This is a genomic window from Paenibacillus sp. GSMTC-2017, from assembly GCF_016019935.1.
Classification (GTDB): domain Bacteria; phylum Bacillota; class Bacilli; order Paenibacillales; family Paenibacillaceae; genus Pristimantibacillus.
Map to the genome: position 1 here is coordinate 363941 of NZ_JAECMT010000005.1, position 26060 is coordinate 390000.

General features: G+C 41.4%; 25 protein-coding genes and 1 pseudogene. 18 read left to right on the forward strand and 8 right to left on the reverse strand.

Going from position 1 to position 26060, the window contains the following annotated elements; translation table 11 throughout:
- The first annotated feature begins 60 nt into the window (after positions 1 to 60).
- From I6N90_RS20625 to I6N90_RS20645, 5 genes are all read left to right on the forward strand, one after another.
- Positions 61 to 243 carry a hypothetical protein gene (locus I6N90_RS20625; RefSeq protein WP_197937536.1) on the forward strand — a complete coding sequence of 61 codons (183 nt, stop codon included), beginning with the start codon at positions 61 to 63 and terminating at the stop codon, positions 241 to 243.
- Positions 244 to 759: 516 nt separating this feature from the next.
- On the forward strand, positions 760 to 1602 hold the full coding sequence (locus I6N90_RS20630) for an ABC transporter ATP-binding protein (RefSeq protein ID WP_197937537.1): 843 nt from the start codon (positions 760 to 762) through the stop codon (positions 1600 to 1602).
- Positions 1532 to 2302: an ABC transporter permease gene (locus tag I6N90_RS20635; RefSeq protein ID WP_232243193.1), complete on the forward strand. Its 771-nt coding sequence runs from the start codon at positions 1532 to 1534 to the stop codon at positions 2300 to 2302. Before I6N90_RS20630 ends, I6N90_RS20635 begins: the two co-directional genes overlap by 71 nt.
- 90 nt (positions 2303 to 2392) lie before the next feature.
- Complete coding sequence (locus tag I6N90_RS20640) at positions 2393 to 3424, forward strand: ABC transporter substrate-binding protein (RefSeq protein WP_197937538.1); 1032 nt, start codon at positions 2393 to 2395, stop codon at positions 3422 to 3424.
- A 211-nt stretch (positions 3425 to 3635) separates the two neighbouring features.
- Complete coding sequence (locus I6N90_RS20645) at positions 3636 to 4808, forward strand: MalY/PatB family protein (RefSeq protein WP_197937539.1); 1173 nt, start codon at positions 3636 to 3638, stop codon at positions 4806 to 4808.
- 101 nt (positions 4809 to 4909) lie between these two features.
- Here the strand turns inward: I6N90_RS20645 and I6N90_RS20650 are convergent, their stop codons facing one another.
- The 5 genes from I6N90_RS20650 to I6N90_RS20670 all read right to left on the reverse strand — a co-directional run bounded on the left by I6N90_RS20650 (position 4910) and on the right by I6N90_RS20670 (position 8852).
- Entirely contained in the window at positions 4910 to 5455 is a 546-nt protein-coding gene (locus I6N90_RS20650) for a methylated-DNA--[protein]-cysteine S-methyltransferase (RefSeq protein WP_197937540.1), read from the reverse strand.
- Entirely contained in the window at positions 5452 to 6036 is a 585-nt protein-coding gene (locus I6N90_RS20655; RefSeq protein ID WP_197937541.1) for a bifunctional transcriptional activator/DNA repair enzyme AdaA, read from the reverse strand. Before I6N90_RS20655 ends, I6N90_RS20650 begins: the two co-directional genes overlap by 4 nt.
- A 152-nt stretch (positions 6037 to 6188) precedes the next feature.
- The gene (uraA, locus tag I6N90_RS20660) at positions 6189 to 7487 is read right to left on the reverse strand and encodes a uracil permease (protein ID WP_197937542.1); all 1299 of its coding nucleotides are present in this window, start codon (positions 7485 to 7487) and stop codon (positions 6189 to 6191) included.
- A 184-nt stretch (positions 7488 to 7671) separates the two neighbouring features.
- Complete coding sequence (locus I6N90_RS20665; RefSeq protein ID WP_332262486.1) at positions 7672 to 8223, reverse strand: chromate transporter; 552 nt, start codon at positions 8221 to 8223, stop codon at positions 7672 to 7674.
- Between the two features lie 17 nt (positions 8224 to 8240).
- Positions 8241 to 8852, reverse strand: a complete 612-nt coding sequence (locus tag I6N90_RS20670; RefSeq protein ID WP_197937544.1) for a chromate transporter — start codon at positions 8850 to 8852, stop codon at positions 8241 to 8243.
- A gap of 234 nt (positions 8853 to 9086) precedes the next feature.
- Between I6N90_RS20670 and I6N90_RS20675 the strand changes: the two genes are divergently transcribed.
- The gene (locus I6N90_RS20675; RefSeq protein WP_332262487.1) at positions 9087 to 10292 is read left to right on the forward strand and encodes an ROK family protein; all 1206 of its coding nucleotides are present in this window, start codon (positions 9087 to 9089) and stop codon (positions 10290 to 10292) included.
- A gap of 320 nt (positions 10293 to 10612) precedes the next feature.
- On the opposite strand, the pseudogene I6N90_RS24900 reads toward I6N90_RS20675, so the two are convergent.
- Positions 10613 to 11374: pseudogene (locus I6N90_RS24900) on the reverse strand (cupin domain-containing protein); the annotation flags it as partial.
- Between the two features lie 78 nt (positions 11375 to 11452).
- Entirely contained in the window at positions 11453 to 12358 is a 906-nt protein-coding gene (locus I6N90_RS20685; protein WP_197937546.1) for a helix-turn-helix transcriptional regulator, read from the reverse strand.
- Between the two features lie 213 nt (positions 12359 to 12571).
- Between I6N90_RS20685 and I6N90_RS20690 the strand changes: the two genes are divergently transcribed.
- From I6N90_RS20690 to I6N90_RS20740, 11 genes are all read left to right on the forward strand, one after another.
- Positions 12572 to 13417: a sugar phosphate isomerase/epimerase family protein gene (locus I6N90_RS20690; RefSeq protein ID WP_197937547.1), complete on the forward strand. Its 846-nt coding sequence runs from the start codon at positions 12572 to 12574 to the stop codon at positions 13415 to 13417.
- A gap of 34 nt (positions 13418 to 13451) precedes the next feature.
- Complete coding sequence (locus tag I6N90_RS20695; RefSeq protein ID WP_197937548.1) at positions 13452 to 14495, forward strand: Gfo/Idh/MocA family protein; 1044 nt, start codon at positions 13452 to 13454, stop codon at positions 14493 to 14495.
- A 214-nt stretch (positions 14496 to 14709) separates the two neighbouring features.
- Entirely contained in the window at positions 14710 to 15450 is a 741-nt protein-coding gene (locus I6N90_RS20700; RefSeq protein WP_197937549.1) for a GTP pyrophosphokinase, read from the forward strand.
- 183 nt (positions 15451 to 15633) lie between these two features.
- The gene (locus I6N90_RS20705) at positions 15634 to 16014 is read left to right on the forward strand and encodes an ATPase (protein WP_197937550.1); all 381 of its coding nucleotides are present in this window, start codon (positions 15634 to 15636) and stop codon (positions 16012 to 16014) included.
- Between the two features lie 154 nt (positions 16015 to 16168).
- Positions 16169 to 16456 carry an Asp-tRNA(Asn)/Glu-tRNA(Gln) amidotransferase subunit GatC gene (gene gatC, locus I6N90_RS20710; protein WP_197937551.1) on the forward strand — a complete coding sequence of 96 codons (288 nt, stop codon included), beginning with the start codon at positions 16169 to 16171 and terminating at the stop codon, positions 16454 to 16456.
- A 35-nt stretch (positions 16457 to 16491) separates the two neighbouring features.
- Positions 16492 to 17949, forward strand: coding sequence for an Asp-tRNA(Asn)/Glu-tRNA(Gln) amidotransferase subunit GatA (gene gatA / locus I6N90_RS20715; RefSeq protein ID WP_197937552.1), 1458 nt, complete (start codon positions 16492 to 16494; stop codon positions 17947 to 17949).
- A 42-nt stretch (positions 17950 to 17991) separates the two neighbouring features.
- Positions 17992 to 19431 (forward strand): Asp-tRNA(Asn)/Glu-tRNA(Gln) amidotransferase subunit GatB, encoded by a 1440-nt coding sequence (gene gatB / locus I6N90_RS20720; protein ID WP_197937553.1) that lies wholly within the window; start codon positions 17992 to 17994, stop codon positions 19429 to 19431.
- A gap of 123 nt (positions 19432 to 19554) precedes the next feature.
- Positions 19555 to 20298 carry an MgtC/SapB family protein gene (locus I6N90_RS20725; RefSeq protein ID WP_197937554.1) on the forward strand — a complete coding sequence of 248 codons (744 nt, stop codon included), beginning with the start codon at positions 19555 to 19557 and terminating at the stop codon, positions 20296 to 20298.
- Positions 20280 to 22199, forward strand: coding sequence for a DUF4097 family beta strand repeat-containing protein (locus I6N90_RS20730; protein ID WP_197937555.1), 1920 nt, complete (start codon positions 20280 to 20282; stop codon positions 22197 to 22199). The genes I6N90_RS20725 and I6N90_RS20730 overlap by 19 nt, the downstream gene beginning before the upstream one ends.
- Before the next feature lie 74 nt (positions 22200 to 22273).
- The gene (gene perR / locus I6N90_RS20735; RefSeq protein WP_197937556.1) at positions 22274 to 22705 is read left to right on the forward strand and encodes a peroxide-responsive transcriptional repressor PerR; all 432 of its coding nucleotides are present in this window, start codon (positions 22274 to 22276) and stop codon (positions 22703 to 22705) included.
- Positions 22706 to 22830: 125 nt separating this feature from the next.
- Positions 22831 to 24567: a glycosyl hydrolase family 18 protein gene (locus tag I6N90_RS20740; RefSeq protein ID WP_197937557.1), complete on the forward strand. Its 1737-nt coding sequence runs from the start codon at positions 22831 to 22833 to the stop codon at positions 24565 to 24567.
- 68 nt (positions 24568 to 24635) lie between these two features.
- Here I6N90_RS20740 and I6N90_RS20745 read toward each other — a convergent pair whose 3' ends face one another.
- Positions 24636 to 24998 carry a YgzB family protein gene (locus I6N90_RS20745; protein WP_232243214.1) on the reverse strand — a complete coding sequence of 121 codons (363 nt, stop codon included), beginning with the start codon at positions 24996 to 24998 and terminating at the stop codon, positions 24636 to 24638.
- Between the two features lie 155 nt (positions 24999 to 25153).
- Here I6N90_RS20745 and I6N90_RS25310 point away from each other — a divergent pair, with 155 nt between their 5' ends.
- The gene (locus I6N90_RS25310) at positions 25154 to 26032 is read left to right on the forward strand and encodes a nucleotidyltransferase-like protein (RefSeq protein ID WP_197937558.1); all 879 of its coding nucleotides are present in this window, start codon (positions 25154 to 25156) and stop codon (positions 26030 to 26032) included.
- The last annotated feature ends 28 nt before the right edge of the window (positions 26033 to 26060 follow it).

Consider the following 26060-nt stretch of genomic DNA (forward strand, 5'->3'; position numbering starts at 1 on the left):
TCAACGTAAACTAAAAAAGTCATAACAAAAGAAACAACAGATAAGGAGGTGTTATGGAATATGAAAAGAAGTAAAAAAGGTGCGACTTACAGAAGATTTGGTTTCTTTCGTAAAGCCTATAAAATAGAAACGTCATCTTATACGAATGAAGAAGATTATATACCGACAGATTCAATCAGTTCACGAGGTATGGACTTGCTAAAAAAGGATGCAATCGTGTTCTACTATGCCCTCTGTCATTAATCTCCGACCTCATCTATTAATTGACGCTGAAAAGCTCATTGACCCCTGCACTTCACAAGGTATTTTCCGAAATTAAGTGTTATAACCTTCATTGAGCTTTCATTCTAACCGTACCAGTATGCAAAATGGCTTGTTTCTTTATTATCATTGCTTGGATCATCTGATCTAGTAGAAATGTTCGTATTAGAAGCAAGCCACTCTTATTATCCCCCTTAAGCGATAAACGATAATATCCCTCTCAATACTACTCATTCCATATCTAGTCTTTCTAATAATATATGTAATATGAGACAGGTCGATTTTGGTTAGTTACACCATTATTAACTTGTATTTTTTACGCACTTTTTTTCACAAGGTTTCATAATATTAGGTTATTTATTCGATTAATACGATAATCTTTATTGACAATTCATACATATCCGATAAGAATAGAATTTGGATGATAAAGTGTATTAAGGATATTTATATAAAAGGAAAAAGTCTCTTACTTATTGAAATGAAACGGGGTAAGGTACAATGATAGCTTTTGATAAAGTTAGCAAACAATTTAAGCAACGTGATGGGAACGTTTTTAAAGCATTAGATGAAATTAGTTTCACCATTAAAGAGGGTGAATTTGTATCATTGCTTGGTCCGTCCGGTTGCGGTAAATCAACCGTTTTGAACTTAATTGCAGGCTTTGATACGGGATATAGTGGCTCTATTCTAGTAAATGGAGACACCATCAAAGAGCCTGCACCAGATCGAGTAGTCGTATTCCAAGAACATGGCTTATTTCCGTGGCTTACTGTGCTTGAAAATGTAGCATTCGGCTTAAAGCAGAAGGGAATCAGCAAGAAGGAGCGCCAAGAGCTTGCAATGGAGCAAATTCGTGCTGTTCACCTTAGCAAGTTTGCTGATCGTTATCCGAATGAGTTGTCAGGCGGAATGAAGCAGCGTGCTGCTATTGCACGAGCATTAATTATGGATCCTCAAATCCTGCTGATGGACGAGCCTTTTGCAGCTTTAGATGAACAAACAAGACTTGTCCTTCATCAAGAGCTTGAAGACATTTGGATGCGAACAGGGAAGACGATTTTATTTATCACTCATAATATTAGAGAAGCTGTTATGTTATCTGATCGTGTTCTTGTCATGTCAACTCGGCCAGGAACAATTAAGAAAGAATTTGCAGTTCAGGCAGCAAGGCCTAGAGATAGCGCGGACCCATTGCTTCATCATGTAGAAACTTCCATTATGGAATGTCTAGCAGATGAATTGGAAAAAGTAATCAAGGAGGAAATGGACGATGACAGCTACAGCCTTAAGAAGAACACTTTTTCTGATCGGGATTTTGGTGGCATGGGAGGCGGCATATAGAATTATTGGCTGGGAATCTTGGAAGTTTCCATCCTTGTTCCAAACGGTCGAATCTTTCTATAATGGGTTCGCACATGGTCAACTGCTAGAAGCCATCTTAAATTCTTTAAAGAGACTACTAATCGCGTTTACAATTTCTATGACGCTAGGTACACTTCTTGGACTTATGTTCGCAAAGTCAAAAATAATGGATGACACAGTTGGCTTTGTCGTCGTTGCACTGCAAACTGTTCCAAGTATAGCGTGGCTTCCATTTGCTATCATATGGTTTGGTTTTAATGATACATCTGTTATTTTCATAACAGCTCTAGGAGCAACATGGACGATGTCTATCGCAACACGAACAGGAATCAAAAATATTCCACCAATCTATATTCGTGCAGCACAAACATTAGGTACAGGTAACGGATGGCGTATGTTTACTCAAATTCTTATTCCAGGTGCATTTCCACATCTAATGACAGGTATTCGCGTGGCATGGGCGTTTGCTTGGCGTGCACTAGTCGCAGGGGAGTTAATTGCAAATGGAGCGGGACTGGGACAACTTTTGCAAGATGGTAGAGGTTTAGGAGATACAGCACTAATGTTGAACGTTGTCATCATTATTGCTGTCCTTGGTACGATCTCAGATCACTTCTGCTTTAAGAAGTTGGAAGACAAACTACTCGTTCGATATGGGCTTGAAAGTGCAAGCAAATAAAATAATGATTGACAATTTTTATTAATCCGATAGAATTAGTTGGAGAAAGAAAAGAGCTGATAGTTACATTAAGAAGGGTAGGAAATAGAGATGAGAAAATATGTGGGTCTATTACTAACTTTAGTTTTTGTATTAATACTGACAGCATGCGGAGGCAACAACACAGGTGGTTCATCAAATAAAGAGCAAGTCACAGTTAAACTAGGTATTTTCAAAAACGTAACGCACGCGGCTGGTTACATTGCACTTGAGAAGGAGTTCCTCCAAAAGCAACTTGGCGAGCATGTGAAAATAGATGTCCAAGCATTCGATAACGGCTCAGACTTCTCAACAGCGATTGCAACAGGTCAAATCGATCTTGGTTATGTTGGTCCTGGACCTTCCACGAACCAATACCTAAAGAGCAGCAACTTCAGAGTAATCTCTGGTGCGGATAATGGCGGAGCTGTACTCGTAGCAGGCAAAGATTCCGGCGTATCTACAGTTAAAGATTTGGTTGGCAAGACGATTGCTATCCCTACAAAAGGTAGTACTAATGAAATTTCACTTAGACTACTTCTTGAACAAGAGGGCGTAAAAGTTACGACTGATACGTCTGGTGCTCAAATTGTAGCACGCGCTCCTTCGGACACTTTAGTAGCTCTTCGTCAAAATGAAATACACGCAACTCTAATTCCAGAGCCGTGGGGTACACAAATTGAACAAGAAGGTATCGGCAAAGTAATCGTACCTTGGGATCAAATTCCTCCAAACAACGGAGACTACCCACTCGTTATTTTGGTAGCTAGCGATAAATTCATTAAAGAACATAGAGATTTGGCTAAAGGTGCAGTTAAGGCGAATCTTGAAGCGATTGAGTTTATCGGAGCAAATCCAGATGAGTCTTATAAGCTAATCAACAAACGTCTAAGCGAGCTTAGTGGTAAAGGGCTGGATATTGAATTGATTAAAGCGGCTCTTTCTCATATGAGACTAACTTCTGATGTGAGCCAAGAAGCGATTGAAGAAATGGCTAAAGTATCTATCGCAGCAGGTTACATTAAGGATGTTACTGCAGAGTCGCTTGATCTAAGTAAATTCCTTGATCTATCTCTTCTAGAAGAAGTGAAAAGCGGTAAATAATAGCGAGTAGCGTTCACAATCCCCCTCAAGGTTTGCAGTGAAGATAAGTTCATGAACGGTTGAACTTTACACTGTGAGCGAGAGGGGGATTTTTATGACGTATGCTACCCATAAGATATGGGTAATTATAGTTGATTTCATCGCTTCGGAATGTATAAGATAGAATTATACGATATCGTGCAGAACGCACAGGGATAAGAGGAGATTTCCAATGACTATTAATTTTGACGAACTTATTGACCGTAGAAATACTCGATCCTACAAATGGGACCAGTCCGAGAAATTGTTCGGAAGCGCGGATATTCTTCCTCTATGGGTTGCAGATATGGACTTCCCTAGCCCATCCGCTGTACAAGAAGTATTGAAGAAAAGAGCTGATATAAGTGCATATGGTTATGCGGTTCGTGGTGACAGCTACTTCGAATCGATTGTGAACTGGTACTCACGGCGCCACAACTGGAAGATTGAACAGCATTGGATAACAGATTCACCGAGTGTTGTTACTTCTCTTAGTCTCGCTGTAGAACTATTTACAGAGCCAGGTGGGCAGGTTGTATTGCAATCTCCTGTTTATTATCCGTTCTATGATGTTATTGAAAGTAATGATAGAGTTCTAGCGAAAAATCCGCTAGTCATTCGTAATGGTCGTTACGAAATGGATTTAGACCATCTTGAGTCACTTTTCAAAGATGGCGCTAAGCTATTACTTCTTTGCAGCCCACATAACCCGGGTGGCCGCGTATGGGATCGGGAAGAGCTACTCCAGCTAGGTGAACTATGTCTTCGTTATGGAGTAATCGTCGTCTCAGATGAAATCCATTGCGATTTAGTTTTCCCTGGTCACGTCCATACTCCGTTCGCAACATTGTCTCCAGAGATCGCTGACATTACAATAACAACTCTAGCAGCTACTAAAACGTTTAATCTACCAGGACTACAAACGTCATTTATGATTACTTCAAATAATAAGATGAGAGCTAAGCTAGAAAAACGGCTCAGGACGTTAAGCATACATATGGCTCATCACTTTGCCCAAGATGCTGTAGAGGCCGCGTTTAACGAAGGTGAACAATGGCTGGAAGAGTTGCTTACTTATGTGCACGGTAATTTGACGTATACATTAGACTTTTTCCAAGAACATTTGCCACAAATTGAGCCGCTGAAACCGGATGGTACCTATTTGTTATGGTTTGATTGCCGAGCGCTTGGTTTGGATAAAAGAGGGCTACAGGAGCTTATGTTCAAAAAAGCAAAAGTGGCATTTAGTGAAGGTTCTGTATTCGGGTCGGAAGGCGAAGGTTGGCTTCGTATTAACTTAGCATGTCCGAGATTTATTCTAGAGAAGGCACTCACACAATTTGCTGATGCAGTGAAACGTAGATAACATAAGCAAGACAGCTTATCGTTAATAAATATATTAAATGCCTAACCTTCGTATACGACGACGGTTAGGCATTTTTATGTGGGGTGCGTTGCTTTGACTAATTATATGTGAGATTGCAATTGTGATGTTGAATCACTTTGCTCCAGCTCTAAAAGCGTGGACTTCATTTCTAATCCCCCGCGATAGCCCGTCAGAAAACCGCTTTTACCAATAACACGATGGCAAGGAACGATAATTAAGATTGGATTGGCCCCGATAGCAGCTCCAACAGCACGGACAGCGGAAGGTCTGCCAATTTGGGTAGCAATTTCGGAATACGAAGATGTAGCGCCATAAGGAATTGTCATGAGAGCATTCCAAACCTCTAATTGAAACGTAGTGCCACGAAGATCAGATGGTGCAGTGAATGCTGAGCGGTTTCCTGCTAAGTAGTTTGCAAGTTGAGACTTATAAGACTTAAGCTCCTCATCATTTCGAATAGGTTTGACGCCAGGGAAGCGGGTTCCTGCCCATTTAGAGAGTTCATCATACGATTCCTGATTGGAACCAATAAAGCATAGTCCAGTAGAAGTAGCTGCGATATGCAGAGACCAATTGTCTTGTTCGAACAAGCTCCAGTATATAGAGGATTGTTGTTCAGTCATCATTTTACCTCCTTAAAGTGATTTAACCGATATTGTGCAGGTGTATACCCGGTCATCTTTTTGAACATGGTTATAAAATAAGGCGTATTCGCCATCCCAACACTTTCGCCAATGAGACTTATCGTTAAGTCTGTTTCGATAAGTTTAGTTTTAGCGGCTGCAATCCGCAGCTGATTAATGTATGCGGAAGGTGTTACCCCGCTTATCCGCTTAAATGTTCGATGAAGATGAAATGGACTTCCATGTGCGATATCAGCAAGCTTGCCCAGTGTAATGGTGTCCACGAAATGATTATCTATATAGTCTGTTATACGTTTGATCCACTCTTCATCAGGAAGCCTTTGACCGGTTGGTTTGCAACGTTTGCAGGCGCGAAAGTTAGCTCTCTCAGCAGCTAGAGCATTAGGGAATATCGCAATGTTTTCGCGATTTGGCGGTTTAGATTTACAAGATGGGCGACAGAAGATACCAGTCGTCTTAACCGCATAAAAAAATGTACCGTCGCTCGTAGCATCATTTTGTATAATGGCGTGCCATTTAAGTTCCGTCAATTCTAGCAATTCTACATCTTCCGATATCCTCATTTCGTTCACCTCTCTCAACAGTATAACCGCGGATGAAACTATTTGTACGTTATGTTGAATATAAAAGCAAGATAACGAAACTTTTATCTCATATAAAAAAAGACTCGCATAGAGGAATCATTTCCCCCTATAGCGAGTCTATAACATCACGATTAGTGACCAGATGCCTCAGTATCATTCGACAATTTAAGAACTTCGAATACTTTAAACAACAAGCTCAATACAATTGCAACGATCGTCGCAAGCGACATGCCATGGAAGGAAACTTCGCCAAGTGTAAGTTTTACGCCGCTTAGTCCGATAACAAGCACAACGGTTGTCAGGAAGAGATTCGTAGGTTTGCTGTAATCTACTTTAGATTCAACTAACATACGGAATCCTGAAGCTGCAATGACTCCGAATAGAAGCAACGATACGCCGCCCATTACTGGCCCAGGAATAGCTGAGATCAGAGCAGAAAATTTGCCCGAGAAGGATAATAAGATTGCAATTACCGCGGCACCACCGATGACAAAAGTGGAATATACACGAGTAATTGCGAGTACGCCGATATTTTCTCCATAAGTTGTATTAGGTGTTGAGCCAACAAACCCGGATAGAAGTGTAGAAATACCGTTCCCTAGCATAGAGCGATGAAGACCAGGATCTTTGGATAAGTCCTTGCCTACGATATTGCCAGTTACGATCAGATGGCCTATATGCTCTACGATAACAACTAGTGCCGCGGGAGCAATTGCGATAATGGCAGCCCAGTGGAACTCTGGGAACGTAACAGTAGGCAATTGGATGAAGTTAGCTTTATCTAAATTGCTGAAGTCTGTCATCCCCATAAAATAAGCTAACGTATAGCCGAACAGTATACCAAAAAGAATCGGAATAATACGCATAAATCCGCGGAATAGAACAGAACCAAGTACAGTTACAGCGAGTGTAGATACTGAAAGAATAACGACATCCGTATTCATAACCCACGTTTTAGGGTCATCTAAGCTTGTTGGAATCCAACCCGCCATACCAGCGGCTACAGGCATAAGCTCAAGTCCGATAATAGCAACGATTGCCCCCATAGCAGCTGGAGGGAATACAACGTTAATCCATTTCGTTCCAGCTACTTGGATGATGAATCCAACTAGTGTGAAGATAACACCAGCAGCGATAAATCCGCCGAGTGCCGCTGCATAGCCGCCTCCTGATGCTTCACTTGCGATAACTGCTCCAGCAGGACCGAGGAAAGCGAAGCTTGAGCCCAAGTATGCAGGAATTTTACCCTTCGTAACTAAAATGTAGAGTAGTGTACCGATACCGTTCATTAGTAAGCAAATTGCAGGATCGACTTTAAATATGTTTGGAACAAGCACTGTAGAGCCGAACATGGCAAACAAATGTTGTAAGCTGAGGAGAAGACTTTGAATTGCTGGAGGTCTTTCATGAATGCCGATTGTTGTGTTCATAGATATGTTCTCCTTGATTTCGATTAGGACTAGCAAATAGCCCTAGTAGATTCTATCTAGATAGGCAACCTTTGGCAAGCGTTTTTTTCCATAACTTGTTACTCGTAAAAAATAAATAACCAGTAGGAGAGTGACTCCCTACTGGTCTTATTCAAATTACGTTAATATAGATAGTTGCAAAACATCATCCATACAATGCGATGCCAACTAACCCAGAAATGACTATGACTGAAAAGGGATGTTTGCGTAGAAATACGAGTGCGATTAATGAACCGACAAATATTAAAATTTGGCTCCAAGTAAACCACGAAAAAGTGATTGACGAAGTCATACCTGAGTTTTGTGCAAAAACGATCGCTGCATAGGTGATCATTCCAGCTATAGCAGGCCTAAGACCGAAAAAAGATGATTTTACAAGCTCGTTATCTCGGAAACGGAAGAAGAAATGTCCGACTAGAACAATAATAGCAAATGAGGGTAGTATCATTGCGATAGATGCGGTGATTGCTCCTATTGGGCCAGCAACTTGAAACCCAATAGCGACTGCCATATTAGTGGCAATTGGACCAGGGGACATACCGGCGACAGCTACAATATCGGATAGCTGCTCCGCGCTCATCCATTGATGTCGATTAAGCACTTCTTCCTGAATAAGCGGTATCATTGCGTATCCACCTCCAAACGAGACGAATCCGACCATTAAAAAGGTTAAAAATAGCTCGATGAGCATACGCATTCCCCATTATGATGTAGTTAGATCATGTAGTCGTACACAGTCTCTTCTTTGTTGTCTAGCTTCGTTTTTTTACCGAAAAATGTTCGGATTTTAACAACAGCTATACCTGAAAAAGCTCCTAGCACAATTAACCAGAGTGGATGAAAGTGTCCGTTGCTTAGTAGGAGCAAACCTACAGAAACAGCAGCAAGCGAACCAGTGGTGAAATCAATGATGGCTGTTTTGCCAATCTTGATAGCTGCATATACGATCAACGCTACAACGGTAGCACGAATTGATAAGAAAGCGGCTTCGATCTTTGGATGGTCTTTGACCTGAAGGTACGCGAGCGTTAGTCCAATCATTAAGAAAAACGTAGGAAGGAATATCCCGAGTAGTGCTGCTATCGCTCCGTAAGTACCGGCAATGCGATATCCGATAAACATCGCTGAGTTGACAGCGACAGCACCGGGAACAGAGCCTGAAACAGCTGTAATGTTAGCAACATCTTCCGACTGTAGCCAATTCCGCTTCTCAACGATTTCTCGTTCGATGACTGGAATTAATGCATAACCGCCTCCGAAGCTAGCAGGTCCCATTTTTAAAAATGTATAAAAAATCGAGCCTAACAACTTCCACTTCGCGTTCATTACAATTCCTCCTTTCATCCATTTAATTATACCACCTTTATTTCATTTTGGGTTTAAGTTTGGCGAAATTGGATTATAAGATCTTCTTATTAGAGCATATCAGTCACACTTATTTTCATTATTGCTTGTGAAACATGACTTATTTAGAGGAAAAGGTAGCCGCTGGGAATAAAAAAGGTTATAATGATCTAAATGTATTTCCTATGTGATTACTTGGATAAATGGGGAGTTCTTGTGAGCAATCAGAGGTCGAACGGCATGCCGTCACCTAAACAATTGATCTATTTTTATATAGCCGAAAATGGCATCATTTCCAAAGCGGAGTTACTTGCTCATTTTGAAATGACAAGCAGTACGATGACTCGTCTACTTGAAGAGATGGTTTTGGAACGACTTATATTAGCATCGGGCTTTGGTCCATCGAGCGGTGGCAGAAGACCGATCTTATACGAAACGAATCCAGAATACGGGTACTTCTTCGGCTTGGAAATATCGAGGTTTTATTCGACTCTCGGTTTTTTCGATGTGCGAATGAATCCAAAGTCATTAACTCGCTGGCGTATGGATGAAGATATGACACCAGAACGAGTGGTCGATCATGTTGCATCAAGTATGAGAGCGATATTGCGAGATCATCGTATCGATTCGAGCCAAGTAATCGGAGTTGGAGTTGGTGCGGTCGGACCACTTGATCGGGAACGAGGAATTATCGTTAAGCCGTTATACTTCCCTTCGCAAGGCTGGGTTAATGTGCCGATTTGTAGGATGCTTGAGGAGAGAACGGGGTTCACAGCTCATCTTGAGAACGGTGCAAATGCAGCACTAGTAGGAGAGCAGTGGGCGATGCGGCAGTCAAAACCAATGCATATGATGTATGTGCATGCAGGAGTTGGACTTCGTTCGGCAATCATTTCATCAGGTCTAATTGTGCATGGTTCAAAAGATATGGAGGGCGCAATCGGTCAAATGATCATACAGACTGACGGGCCAAGGCTTAATGAAGGTGGCAACTTCGGAGCTTTGGAAGCTTTTGTATCTGTACAAGCGCTCGAGAAGCATGCGCAAGCACAGGCCAAGATGGGAAGAAGTGGTTGGCTTGGTGAGATTAATTTCCCGCCTGATCGCGTTCGATATGACTATCTTCTGCAACAGCTTAGAGGGAACAATGGGCATGTTGAGGAGCTTTTCCAGAAATCAGCTTCATACCTTGGCATCGGACTTGCTAATATGATTAATATGCTTCATCCTGAAATCGTTATTTTAGGAGGAGCCTTAATTAACTCCTATGACAAATTCTATGAGACAGCGATTGAAATCGCCCGCAATAATATATATTACTATCCTGAATACGAGCCGATTTTTTCAAAAGGAGATTTGCGTGAAGATGCTGTAGCAACAGGAGCAGCATTGTCGGTTTGGAAAGCGATGAGGATTGAGTAAAGTAAATGCATCACTTTGATAAATTGCATTTTAATATATATAATGACCATCTATAACGAAGAGGAAGACAACTAACAAAGGATAATACCTTTGCCCGTTGTCTTCCTTTTTTATATAGAACAATCTAATCTACTCTATCTGTGGAAAAGGTAAGGAATCGGGTAAAATGGCTGATAGTCATAAAAGGGTTCAATATCAATGGGGCGATGTGGGTAATTGTATAATCCGCCGTGAGCTGCTTGCCGTTGCTGATAAACGCCGGGCATAATTTGCCCTTGCGCAGACTGACCTTGGCCCGATTGGCTTTGGCTCGCTTGACTATGACCTACCTGACCTGGGTTCATCTGGGCTTGATTTATATGATCATAGTTCGCCTGAGCTTGGTTCATCTGCGCATGATTCATTTGGCCGTAGTTCGGTTGAACATAGTTCGCTTGATTTTGACTCATTTGCCCGTAATTCGGCTGACCCTGATTCATTTGACCATGACCATGGTGCATCTGTCCTTGCTGGGCATATGCATTTGACTGACCTTGAACATTCGTTTTTTTGCAATTGTTTGGTGGGCCAATCAAGACAGTCGAAGTAATCGGTGCTAGTGTGTCTTTTACTTTTTCTTCACTCAGACAGTAGGTATGGGCAAGCACATTAGCAGGCGTTAGGCGCAGTATATCCGATCCTAAGATGACTTCAGGAACTGGAGCGTCAAAGATAGCGAGCAAATGTGTGTTGTCTTCTAATGCAATTTCGTAATGCCACCAGCCCTGAGGAACATTGGCAACTTGACCAACACCAATCGAGAAGCTCAGCAGTTTATTCGTAAATGGATTGAGAATAGATACAACCGCTGCGCCTGCAATGCAATAAACAAGTTCGGATGCATTTTGGTGGTAGTGGGGTTCAACTACATTTCCTGTACTCAAGTAAATATCGAGAAGAGATGTATTAGTTAATGTATTGAGCTGTTTATTAGACAAAACGTTAATATAGTTTGCATCATTCTTTTTGAAAAATAGACTATCCGAAACATCATAAGTGAACTGTACGGTTGGAGCTGTATAGTCCATATAAGAAGTTGCCATTCTAAAGTTCCTGCCCTTCAAAGCTAAAGTTTGTTGAGACAGGAATAGCATATGCGGATGCCTATGATGACGTGATAATTATAGAACTTTGGTCAGCTTTCGATATTCTGATGCAGAAATCCCTTCGTGTTTGCGGAATAACCGACTGAAATAATGAATGCCTGAATATCCAATCTCCTCGCTAATGCACTCGATTGACGATTCGGTTTCACGGAGCAATCTGCGCGCTTCGCGATGTCTAGCAGCATGGACATACTCATTGGGTGGAAGTCCAGCGAGCTTCTTGAACAATTTTGCTGTATGGTCGATACTCAAATTCATTCGTTCTGCTAGAAGAGTATTCGTCCAAGGCTCTGCAGGAGATTTGTCTATCATTTCGATCAATTTTATCAGCTTACTGTCGTGCTGAGAGGCGAGGAATGGAGTGCGAGCATTCGATTGCCGTAATAGGTGGGCTAGAATATTGAGCATATGAGCTCTGCATACAAGCTCATAACCAGGTGGCCGCATCGTAAACTCATGAACGAGTTGCTCCATTAATTGAACACACATAAGTGAAGGTGTATAGACCGGATGCTGAGATAGTGGAGGGAACGTGTCAGACACTGCTTCGTATCCGAATCGGTTATGCTGAACATTGCCTTCGTTTACGACCATATCCGATTCTGTTTGAATGTCGACCTCGTCGAAGAAGTCGAAATGAATGCCAAGAAAACGTGTTTCTGGTTCAGATAACGCTTCATTTTGATGATAGATGCCGGAGGGTAAAAAAATAAGCTGACCTGCTGTTAATGAAAATCGTTCACCAAACATCGTGATAGCCGCTTCTCCATGACTGACATAAAGCAGTTCAAAATCATATATTCTCCGCTCAGGGAGTCTTCCCCGAGGCAACCTCTGAAATTGTGCATAATGAATGCTTGGCGACCACTCGCGGAATAAGGCAGATCGAAAGCGTGGAAAGTTAGCGTCTCTAGTATCCATAATTCCTCCCCTAGTTGTTCTATAGTAAAAAGAAGACGGAATCGTGCAAAAAATCACTTTTACCTCTAAAGAAATTAAATCTAATAATAGTTAATATATGTACTGTAACTGAATTATTGTTTGACTCTATTATAACGGAAACATACAAATCTATACTACTTTCATTTCTCTTTATGCAGCGGTTCCTATTCTAGTAAAGGGAGGGCGATTAGGATGAAAAAAGGAATAAATATTTGGTCGTTTAAAGAGGGTACAGCAATTAAGGAATGTATCCAAATCGCCAAGCAGGCAGGTTTTGACGGTATAGAACTTTCTCTTAATGAAGAGGGGGAACTTGGGCTTGGAGCGTCCGATAAAGATATTTTGAAGATCAAATCGTATGTAGAAGAAGCAGAATTAGAAGTTGCAGGGCTAGCAACAGGACTATATTGGGCCAATTCGATGACCAGTAATGATGAGATAAACCGAAACAGGGCGATAGATATTTGTAAAAAACAGTTGGAAATAGCTTCTGCCTTTGGTGTGGATGCAATTCTCGTAATTCCAGGTACCGTTGGAGTTGATTTTATTCCGGGAGTAGAAGTTGTTGATTATGATCGGGCTTATGACCGGGCAATGGAAGCAATCGGCAAGTTAACACCATACGCTGCTAGCGCGGGAGTTTCAATTGCTATCGAAAATGTATGGAACAAATTTTTGTTGTCTCCATTAGAGCTCCGAACGTTCATAGATGTACATAATTCCAAGTTTGTTGGCTCCTATTTCGATGTTGGAAACGTCGTTTATAGCGGGTATCCAGAGCAATGGATTAGAATTCTTGGCCATCGCATCAAAAAGGTGCACTTCAAAGATTATCGACGCGAAGCGGGAGGATTACATGGCTTTGTTGACTTGCTTGCAGGAGATGTAAATTATCCAGCAGTCATGGAAGCGCTCCGTGAAATTGGATATTCCAATTATGTAACAGCAGAGATGATTCCTTCATACGTTCATCATTCAGAGCAAATAATTTTCAATACGTCTAACGCTATGGATGCCATTTTGGGTCGAACTCATTAAATGATCATGCAACTAATTTAAAGGGGGTATAACGATGTTGAAGATTGGCCTAATCGGCTTCGGATTTATGGGGCGTATGCACGTAGATAATTATATTAGATTAATTAGTGAAGGGGTTCAGATTCAGTTAACTGCAATTTGTGATCTGCGAATTGAGGAACTTAAACTTGGCTCCGCATGGGGAAACATAGTGACAGAACATGATGTGTATGACTTATCTCCATATCATCTCTATGATGATATAGAGGAAATGCTGAAAAATGAAGAACTGGATATCGTAGATATTTCTTTGCCGACACACTTGCATGCGGAACTAGCCATATCATTGCTCCAAAGAGGTATTCATGTACTGTGTGAAAAACCTATTGCAAGGACATCTGATGAAGCATGGCGTATGGTCGAGGCAGCTAGACATTCTTCAAAGACGCTTATGATCGGACATTGTTTGCGGTTCTGGCCAGCTTATGAATATTTGAAAAGTTGTGTTTCTGATGGACGTTATGGAAAAGTGCTTTCGGGACAGTTTTTCCGTGGCGGGGCTTCACCTCAAGGATGGTTTCTAGATGGTGAGCAGAGTGGTGGATGCATGTTAGATATGCATATTCACGATACGGATATCATTAATTGGTTGTTCGGTATGCCAGAGTCGGTATCAACTATAGCACGCAACGTCATTCCTGGGAGCGGCTATGATATCGTTTCAACTAACTATATTTACCCAGATGGTAAAGTGCTCCAAGCTAGTGCAGACTGGACATTGCAAGGCGATAACGGTTTGACGATGATGTTCCGAGTGAATTTTGAAGGTGGAAATCTCGTTTTTGATTATAATCGCTTGAAAGTTTATCCGAATGCTGAACGAGGATTTTTTGCCACACTATCGCGTGATAAGGGCTATTACAGAGAAATTAGTTATTTTATCGAAGCTGTGAGAAATGGAACGAAAGTATCGGTTTGTTCCCCTGAAAGTACAGCTCAGTCACTTGAAATCATTGAAGCAGAAGTTCGTTCTGCAGCTAATCGCGGGGCAATTGAAGTAATCAATGGCAAAATTCAAGAGGTTAAACAGCAGAGTTAATGTAAGCGTGTAGTTAGTAACCTATATAAGGATGGCTTAGCGAAAAGGCTTCTTTCGTTATTGCTGTCCTTTTTTCTCATCATATCGTGCCTTAACAAATATCCTTTTACATTCGATAGATGCAGTGAAATTTGCAATTGCATCTTCATTCGTACTAAGATTAATGAATCACGGGTCTTGATGGATGTGACCGTTCGAATGAAGGAGAATGGGTATGAACAACAACCAAATCGAGCAATTCAAGAAGATGAAAACAGAAGTAACCCGGTTTATGATGATGTATCAATTTGCACTTAATGAGCTTGAGACCAAAATAGAGATATTAAAAGAAGAATTCCAATTTCTACATGACTACAACCCAATTGAACATACAAAGTCTAGAGTCAAGTCACTTGAAAGTATTATGAAAAAAATTGGGCGTAAAGGAATTACGTTTTCACTTGAAGATATAAAACATAACATTAAAGATATAGCAGGTTTACGAATTACTTGTTCCTTTATCGCAGATATTTATCAAATTAGGGATATGCTAAAAAATCAATTTAACCTTCAAATTAACGAAATGAAGGATTATATCGAAAACCCTAAACCAAACGGATATAGAAGTTTGCATCTTCTTGTTGAGGTGCCTGTCGTTATGTCTGATGGCAGAGAGAATGTTTGTGTTGAAATTCAGATTAGAACGATAGCTATGGATTTCTGGGCAAGTCTAGAGCACAAAATATTTTATAAGTACAATCAGGCGGTTCCATCAAGTTTACTTCTTGAGCTAAAAGAAGCATCAGACTCCGCTAATAAACTGGATCAGCAGATGGAGCGATTGAACCGTGAAATAACGGCAATCAAAGAAAATCAAGAAGAGGATTATGGGCAGGAGCTTTCACAGCTACTCATGAACAATCAGCAGTTCAAATTGCCTGCATCTTTGATGAGGTTTGGTAATCAGACCGAATAGTCATAGTAGATGAGTTTCTATGTAGAGTTTTAACGCTTGCTTTAATCGTTGCAAAAACGCATTCTTTACCTATTGTCTCAGACTTTATTACAAGTCTATTGGACATGACTATTAATTTCTAGTAGGATAATAGAAAAGTAGAGTAGAGAAGCAATCAGCGACGAAGAAATAGGGGTTGAGACGATGCTGCAACTAGGATCCAAGGTCATCATTGTGGCCGACCAATATGAGCAGAAGCTTCCTGTTGGGGAATATGGATTTATAATCGCTTATGATAGAAATGCCGATAATGTGTTTGACTACGTAGTAAGAGTTCCTAAAGCGAATCGAAACGTCTTAGTGCCGGATGAAGATGTCGAGCTTGAGGAAACACTTATTCAGCTTGAGGTAGATCGAATTGAACGGGACGCACTCATTGACTACGCACTTGCAACGTTTAACGAGGACTTGTTCAATCGTATTATGAAGGGCGATCAAGAGGAAATAGAAACGGACAATGGGGCTAAAGAGCCGCTTAGTCGGGACGACTTTATAAGACAGGTTAACTTGAAGGCCTGGATATAAAAGCAGTATGAAGCTGTCATGAAGGTTAGAAGAACCTTTAGGGCAGTTTTTTTGTTATTTTTGTTACGAAATGTCGGCTACTGCTTATCGTTGCTGTATATTGCATTTGTAGGCTATAATAGAAAGAATGACTTTTATGAAGGAGAGTACACCGATGAGCATAACGTTGAAGAATGTCGAGCATGTCGCCAATCTTGCGCGGCTTGAGCTAACGGACGCGGAGAAAGCACAGTTTACCGACCAGCTCAATGCAATTTTGAAATATGCTGAAAAGTTAAACGAGCTAGATACTGAGAAAGTTGAGCCAACTACACATGTATTGCCCATTACAAATGTGATGCGTGAGGATGTGCAGAAGGAATCGCTCCTAATTGAGAAGGTGCTTCTTAATGCACCTGATGAAGAAGATGGACACTTTAAAGTACCAGCGGTACTTGAATAATTTAGAATGGTTTTATTTGAAGGGAGGAGCTACTGTTGGCACTGTTTGACTTACGCCTACAGGATGTACATAACAAGCTTAACAACAAAGAAATTTCTGTTACAGAGCTAGTAGATGCATCTTACGCAAGAATTACGGAAACTGAACCGGCGATCAAAGCTTTTATAACATTAAATGAAGATAACGCACGAACGCATGCGGCAGAGCTGGATAAGGAAATTCAAGGTGGCGGAGAACGCGGTTTGTTGTTCGGTTTGCCTGCAGGAATTAAAGATAACATTGTAACTGAAGGATTGTTAACAACTTGTGCTAGTCAATTTTTAAGCAATTACAATCCGATTTACAGTGCAACATCTGCACGTAAGCTTAAGGATGCTGGAGCAATTACAATTGGAAAGCTTAACATGGATGAATTTGCTATGGGCGGCTCTAATGAAAACTCAAGCTACTACCCAACACGCAATCCTTGGAATACAGATTATGTTCCTGGAGGTTCTAGTGGGGGTTCTGCTGCTTCTGTAGCGGCTGGACAAGTCTATTTCTCATTAGGATCAGATACAGGCGGTTCAATCAGACAACCAGCTGCTTATTGCGGCATCGTTGGTCTTAAGCCAACATACGGGCTTGTTTCTCGCTTTGGTCTAGTTGCGTTTGCTTCTTCACTGGATCAGATCGGTCCACTTACAAAAAATGTGGAGGACTCTGCATTCGTATTGCAAGCAATCGCAGGTTATGATGCGAGTGACTCAACATCTGCTAAAGTTGAGATTCCTGACTATACGGCATCTTTAACAGGTGATGTGAAGGGTCTTCGTATTGGCGTACCTAAAGAATATTTGGGTGCTGGAATCGATCCTCGCGTGAAAGAAGCTGTTATGAATGCGCTGAAAGTGTACGAATCACTTGGTGCAACATGGGAAGAAGTATCGCTTCCGCATACGGATTATGCGATTGCTGCTTACTACTTGTTAGCTTCGTCAGAAGCTTCTTCTAATCTAGCTCGGTTCGATGGCGTACGTTACGGCGTGCGTGCTGACAATCCGGACAACCTGATTGATCTATATCGCAAGTCGCGTAGCCAAGGTTTCGGTTCAGAAGTAAAACGCCGCATCATGCTTGGAACATACGCGCTTAGCTCCGGTTACTATGATGCCTACTACTTGAAGGCACAGAAAGTACGGACTTTAATTAAACAAGATTTCGATAATGTGTTTAACCAATTTGATTTGATTATCGGTCCAACGGCACCAACTCCAGCATTCCGAATCGGAGAGCAAGTTGGCGATCCATTGACGATGTATCTTAACGATATTTGTACAATACCAGTAAGCCTTGCAGGCGTACCAGCGATTAGTGTTCCTTGTGGCACGGCGGATGGACTGCCAATTGGCTTACAAATTATCGGCAAGGCGTTCGATGAGTCTACGGTGCTTCGCGCCGCACATGCTTTCGAGGCTCATACCGACCATCATAAGCTGCGTCCGCAGCTATAATCTTTGCGTTCGAGAAGTACGCTTACGAAAGGATCGATAAGAATGTCTGAAGCGAACAAATATGAGACGGTCGTTGGACTGGAAGTGCACGTCGAGCTACATACAAACAGCAAAATCTTTTGTGGTTGCTCCACTGCATTCGGCGCTCCAGCTAACACACATACCTGTCCGGTATGTTTAGGCCATCCCGGCGTACTGCCGGTTCTTAACCGCCAAGCAGTCGAATTTGCAATGAAAGCTTCAATGGCACTTAATTGCCAAATAGCAGATATTAGCAAGTTTGACCGCAAAAATTATTTTTACCCTGATTCACCTAAAGCTTATCAAATATCACAATACGATCGTCCAATTGGTGAAAACGGTTGGATTGATATTGAAGTAAACGGTGAAACGAAGCGGATCGGTATTACACGTCTTCATCTTGAAGAAGATGCTGGAAAGCTAACGCATGTTGATGGTGGTTTTGCATCACTTGTTGACTTTAACCGTGTCGGTACACCACTTGTTGAAATTGTATCAGAACCGGACATCCGCACACCTGAGGAAGCAAAAGCATACCTAGAAAAAATTAAAGCGATTATGCTGTATTGCGAAGTTTCCGATGTGAAGATGGAGCAAGGAAGTCTTCGTTGCGATGCGAATATTAGTCTTCGTCCTTACGGACAAGAGGAGTTCGGAACTCGTGCGGAACTCAAAAACATGAACTCCTTCCGCGGCGTTCAACGTGGTCTTGAGTACGAGCAAATTCGCCAAGCTGAAATTCTTGACAGTGGCGGCACTGTCGTACAAGAAACACGTCGTTTTGATGATGCGCTAGGCAAGTCCTTCTCTATGCGTGGCAAGGAAGAAGCACATGACTATCGTTACTTCCCAGACCCGGATCTTGTGCAACTGCATATTAGCCAGGAATGGAAAGAATCAATTCGCGCAACAATTCCAGAACTTCCAGATGCACGTAAAGCGAGATATATTTCAGAGAACGGATTATCCTCATATGATGCTGAGGTTATTACCGCATCGAAGAAGATGGCAGATTTCTTTGAAGAGAGCTTAAAGCATACGAAAGATGCAAAGGCAGTAGCGAACTGGATTATGGGTGATCTACTAGGATATATGAATACGAATAGTCTTGAACTGTCTGATGTGAAGATTACAGGACAAGGACTAGGCGAGATGATTGGACTTCTAGAGCAAGGAACCATCAGTGGTAAAATCGCTAAAACAGTGTTTAAAGAAATGCTTGAAAGCGGTAAGCTACCAGCTAAAATCGTAGAAGAGCAAGGTCTTGTACAAATTAGCGATGAAGGTGCAATTCTTGCTATAGTGGATGCAATTATTGAGAAAAACCCGCAATCTGTTGAAGATTTCCGAGCTGGTAAGGAAAAGGCAATTGGATTCCTTGTAGGTCAAATCATGAAAGAAACAAGAGGGAAAGCTAATCCAGCTCTTGTTAACAAGTTGCTGCTCGATCGACTTTCATAGGAAGCTACTCACATATAGTAAGGCGTGGATCATCTTGATGGATGCTCCGCGCCTTTTGTTGCATAGAAATAGATATTATTGCAGTTAATAACACGACATCACATTGAAAGGTAAGGATCATATATGGTGATACAGAGTGCGACTAATAACCCGTGGCTTATTAGTGAAGTAGACATTTTAATCCGCTTGTTTTTAGCCTTACTTTTAGGTGGGCTTATTGGACTTGAGCGGGAACAATCCAACCATGCAGCAGGCCTCCGTACGAATATATTAGTCTGCTTGGGTGCTTGTTTGCTGATGCTCCTTTCCATTTATGGCTTCTCTGATTTTGTAGAAGAACCTAATGTTCGTGTTGATCCTGCACGTTTAGCTGCGGCTGTTATTACCGGTGTAGGTTTTCTTGGAGCGGGAACTATTCTTTTTACTGGTAAATCGATCACAGGTCTGACAACTGCTGCTTCTCTATGGGTAGTAGCTGCGATTGGACTTGCAGTTGGAGCGGGCTTCTATTTCGCTTCAGTTTCGGTAACTGTAATGGCTCTGCTAACGCTTTGGTTGTTTAATAAGCTTGAGAAACGTTTTATTACGTCGAAGAAGGAACATATCATTAAAATTCACGCTGTCGATTTATCATTAGTGATGATTAATCTAAATGGCATAATCGATAAACGACATATTGTGATTCGAAAAATGTTCGTAGAAGATGTGGAGTTGAATGAGAAAGTAGGAAGCGGTCATTCTGAGGAACAGGCACTAACACGACTTGTCCTTTACATTACAATGCCGAACCGTAAAGACGAAACGATGATTAAATTGCTTAATGAGTTGAAAAAATTGGAGGGCATACGTTGGGTGAGCTCGGAATAAATAAACGGGGGAAAGTTTGGCTGACGGTATTGCTGGCATTCCTGATACCGGGAATGGGACATATTTATAATGGGCAGCATTCTAAAGGCTTTCTTTTGCTGGCCGGACTACTGCTCGATTATACAGCAATATTCCGGCTTGCAGACTCAGACGGAGGAAGACATTTACTTTTAATTGTCTACTTATGTCTCATGTTGCCCGTATTTTATTTCATAAGCGTGTTTGATGCTCTGCAAAGCATAGAGAAACGAGTGAAAAATCAGCCTTCCATTCGGCTGTATCATGGAATATGTCTAATGGCGGCTGGTTTTATTATGTTAATTCTAATAAAACCGCCGACATTTATGCTGCCATGGATGAACGAACTTGCAGAATGGTCTGTTGGCCCACTTCTTATGATTGTAGCATTTTTGCTCATCAGCCCAATTTGGAGAGGAGCATTTGCGATGTACAAACTGGGGCGAATTACGGCAGGTGTCATTATTATTACAGTTGGGACCTTGTTAATTTGGGATCTTTGGCAAGGTCGTAACGATATCGCACTTTTTGATCAGTGGTGGCCGATTGCATTTATTGTATTAGGTTTTGAAGTTATATTATATAGTACGATTCTTCGGTATAAATCGGCCAAGCTTCGTCTGGACGTAGCAGGTGTTTCTGCGGCGCTTGTCGTCACTTTCTCCGCTTACGCAGTGACGCAATATGCTGATTTCCCTGTTCGTTGGCTCGATCAATTTAACGTTGATTTAAAGGGGAAACGGGATTTTGGAGAAGAAAAGGGTTATCGATATGACAAAAATGTAGTTAAAGTACCATTCGATCAAGGACAAAGCGCTATTCGTATAGTTAACGTGAATGGTGATATAACCATTCGAGCTGACGATGTAAAAGAAATTGAGCTTTACACAACCGTTTGGGTCGATCTTGCAGATGAAGCGGAAGCTAATACGATTGCTGAAAAGTCTACTACTATTGTTTCTCCTGGCGATGAAACAGTTATTGAAGGAAAAGGACAATTGTATGGTGATGATGGGAATCGATTGCCGAAGATGAATTTAGAAATTGTAGTGCCGATCTTCGAGCTGCCTGAGACAGTTTTACCCGAGGAGAATCAGATTAGCACAGACGCTGCAAATCTACCCGATTCCACTATTGCCTCAAGCATTACCAATGAACTGGAATCCGCAATTGCCACTAGTATTGCAATGATCCCTACTCCCGATTCTAATAGCAATATTGGATCTGGTTCTAATCATTCCAATATAAACACTGAGGTTCAAACATTAAAATTAGACATTGAGAGCGGAAACGGTGCTGTCATCGTATCAAGTGTCAATGCACAAGGTGGTATTCGAATTAAAAGCAACATAGGATTGATCAAACTTGAAGATGTTTATGGTTCCATTCAAGTCGCAGGAAACAATGGGAGCATTGATGCATATAATATTGTTGGCGAAACGAAACTTGAAGCGAAAAATGGGAGCATTGTTGCGAAACAAATCTCAGGCGGAGGGTTGTTTGCAAGTACACTAAATGGGGATTTAGATCTCAGTAACATATATGGTGATCTTGATGCTGAGACCAAAAATGGGGAAATCAAAATATCAGAAGTGAATTCGTCCCTCAAGGCGGATACACTTAACGGAAGTATTGAAGTGGATAGTTCCATTGTAGGTGGAAATTGGGATATAGACAGCTCAGTTGGTGAAGTCAAACTAATTATTCCAGAAATAGGGCACTATAGCCTTTACGGTTCTGTAACTTTTGGTAATATAACGACGGATCTTCCCTTTGAACAAAGCCGCAAGACGATTAGAGGTACTATTGGCGACGGGACTTATCGTATTCATATTAATGCGACAAATAGTATATCGATGCAACGTCATATTGTTTCCGATTGAGGCGCTTTCATTGACAAATTCGTGAGCATGACCGTACAATAGTGATATCTAATACACAGAAAGGCGTGAGGGGAATGGCAGCCAGCGTTCATTTGGCACTAGAGCAGTTGAAGATGAATGGCGTCCGGATGACCCCACAACGACACGCCATATTAAGCTACTTGATGGATACGAAGTCCCATCCCACTGCGGATGAGATTTATAAGGCGCTCTCTCCAACATATCCGAGTATGAGCGTAGCGACAATATATAACAATTTGAGATTGTTTGTTGAAGCTGGCTTAGTGCGTGAACTAACCTATGGTGATGACTCCAGTCGATTTGATGCAGACTTATCGGATCATTATCATGCCATCTGCAAAGGTTGCGGTCAAATCGTCGATTTTGGACATCCGCCACTGCTTGAGGTGGAGAAAGTCGCTTCGAGAGAAACAGGCTTTACGGTACAAGGTCATCGGATGGAAATATACGGTCTTTGCACTTCGTGCAACACTATTACGAGTTAATACGTCTAATAAATTGGATATGTGCTACTGAATAACGTGCCGGAAGCGATCATACGCTAATCTGCACGTTTTTATTTTCAGTGAGCTTTATTTAGGACAATGATAATGAGTGGGAGTGTGATAGATTGGAAACGAATTATAGCCGTTCTCCTCGTAGAAGACGAAGAGGAGGATTCGGTAAATTATTGTTACTAATATTCACAGTAGCAGCCATCGTATCGTTTGGATGGTTTGGTTATTTGAAGTTCATTCCGAGTAATGAACAGATAGATCCGAAATATAAGACGGAATACCCTATTGTAATAAAGGGAATAGAAACAACTTTCGGAGCTAAAGTAGAAAGTGATTTGGTGAAGTTGCCACTACCACTGCTAGAAGATATTTTTAGTGAAGACAAGCCTATTCATTATGAGAAGAAATCTGGAACAATCGTTTTTACAAGCACGGATAAGGTGCTTAGACTTAAGACTGATGCATTAACAGGAATTATGAATCAGAAGCCGTACAAACTTACGATTGCAGCAGAAGTTATAGATGATGTTGTCTATATTCCTACTGCTCCTTTGGAGGAATTGTTAGGATTAAGAGTTGAATATAACAAAACGACTAAAATCGTCACACTCCTAAAGGAAGGTGACGTTATCCAACATGCTGATGCCTCTCCTAAGGACGGAGCAGCGATTCGCGTCGCACCATCTATTCGTGAGCCGTATCTACTAAAAGTAAAACAAGGTGATTCCATCAGAGTATGGGAAGATACGAAGGGGTGGCTGCTTGTACAAAGCAGTGACGGTCATATAGGTTATTTGAATAAAAAAGATGTCCAACTAACTACTATTGAGGAAGTTCCTAAACGATCAGTTGATAATGTTAATGTACCTTGGAAAGTGAAGGGTAGCAAAATCAATTTAACTTGGGAAGCTGTTTACAATCGTAGAATTGATCCGACTAAGATTGGTGAGATGCCTGGAGTAAACGTCGTAAGTCCAACGTGGTTTAAACTGCTGGATGAAAAAGGCACGATTGAAGCAAAGGCAGATCCAGCTTATGTAAAATGGGCTCATGAACGTGGTTACCAAGTGTGGGCGTTGTTCGATAATGCATTTAAGCCAGATTTAACAACAGTAGCGCTATCTACGGTAGAGTCTCGGTTTAATATGATTAAACAATTACTTGCATTTGCGCAGATCTATAATTTGCAAGGTATAAATGTTGACTTCGAGAACGTGCACACGAAGGATAAAGAAAATCTCGTACAGTTTATGAAGGAAATGACTCCGTTGCTTCATGAGCAGGGATTGGTAGTATCTATAGATGTTACTCCGAAATCGAATAGCGAGATGTGGTCGGTTTTCTTGGATCGAGCAGCACTTGGCAAAGTTGTCGACTATATGATGGTTATGGCATACGATGAGCATTGGGGAGCTAGTCCGAAATCAGGATCTGTTGCATCATTGCCATGGACAGAACGTTCGATTAAAAAAATTATGGAGGAAGATGGCGTTCCAGCTAACAAAATAGTGCTTAGTATGCCGTTGTACACCCGGGTTTGGACAGAAAAGGCAGATGAGACAGGGGCTGTAAAAGTATCTTCCAAAGCAATAGGGATGGAAAAAGTAAAAACCATTATTGCAGAGAAGCAGCTTAAACCGATCTTTGATGAAGCTGCTGGTCAAAACTATGTGGAGTTTAAAGAAGATGGTGCGCTGAAACGAATTTGGATTGAGGACGATACCTCCATGAAGGCGCGTGTTGAAATCGTTCATAAATATGATCTAGCAGGTGTTGCGACATGGGCACGATCGTTCCAAACACCATCTATCTGGCAAACGATTGATAACACATTAACAAAAAAGCAATAATAACTATATATGTAGATAAATAAAAACCTTCCGAGCCATTTGCTCGGAAGGTTTTTTATTTGGGAAAACTATGCTTTAATTTCTTCAACTGGATGTTCAGTAGCTTGAGCAGGATCAAGAGTAAGCATTGTACGACAAAACATACAACGATCTGTTTTTCCTAACATTTTCGTTTGGCGATTACATTCAGGGCAAACGAGCATTGTTGCGCTAGTCGACATCATTCCAGCCCAGAAATAGACGGCTACACTTATTAGTAGAGCAATCATTCCGAATACCATAAAGATAGCTGCAACGATTTTCCCAGCCTGTCCCCATAAAACGATTCCGGCAGTCCCGAGTATCATTATGCCCATGCCAACCATGGTAAAGACAAGTCCCCAAAGGCGGAATTCATTGATTTTTGCCGATTTGAAAAAGATTCTTTTCATCATTCAAACCCTTCCTGTGACTATTGGCTTATTAAAATGAGACTGAAAATCTACGACAAGAAGCAGGAATGTGTAACCAACTTGTCGAAAAAGAATAAAACTGTAGACTATTATTATAGCTTAATCCAATGCGATAAGCCATATGGAGGAACCCTGTGGAGAATATCAAAGCACATGTTATTAGCGACTATCGGGAGTTGCCTGGTCTGTTGGCCATTGCTATCATCAAGAATCCATATCCATATAATCCGCTCATTGATGGTTTAGACCTACTCGTTCTCCTTGTAACAGAGAAAAGAGTAGAGATTGAGCGTGCTGAGCATGTTCGATTAGATCATGTACGTGCATTAGTCCGAACAATTAGTCAGGATGAATTACATTTATGGATTACTGGTGGTGAAAATCGAAATATTATTGAATGGTTAGTGCGGGGGGAGATATTGTTGGATCGCGACGGTTATCTAGCAAGCGTTCGTGAACGGTTACTGCAATTTCCTGAATCCATGCGCGAGCAAAAGCAATTTATCGAATTCAATGGATTTCTAAGAACGTATCTACAGGCTAAACAGGATTTGCTTGATGGGAATATGCTCGATGCATACAGCAATGTTCTGACTGCTCTTCATCATTGGGCACATATTGTATTAATAGAAGAAGGCAGACATCCAGAGCTAACCGTATGGAAGCAATTAAAGCGAGTACATCCAGGGGTCTATAAGTTATATGAAGAACTAACAGCTAGTCCAGAGACATTAGAGCAGCGTGTGCAGCTTGTTATGCTCGCATGTGAGTTTTCGGTGATGAGCAAGATGAAGAGTAGTTGTTCTATCTTATTAAATATTATGAATAGCCGTGAAGAACCTTGGAGTATTGGAGAGCTTCAATCCCACCCAATCATAACGGAGTTGCAAGTGGAGTTATCATTAGTAGTACATAAACTTGTAAAACGTGCTTATGTACGTGAGGTTGCTGTAATGAAGGATCTGAAGGATACAAGTGCGCTAGAGCTTCGCTACATGGTTGCGAATGCATAGTTAATAGAAGGAAAGCATGCAGAGACTA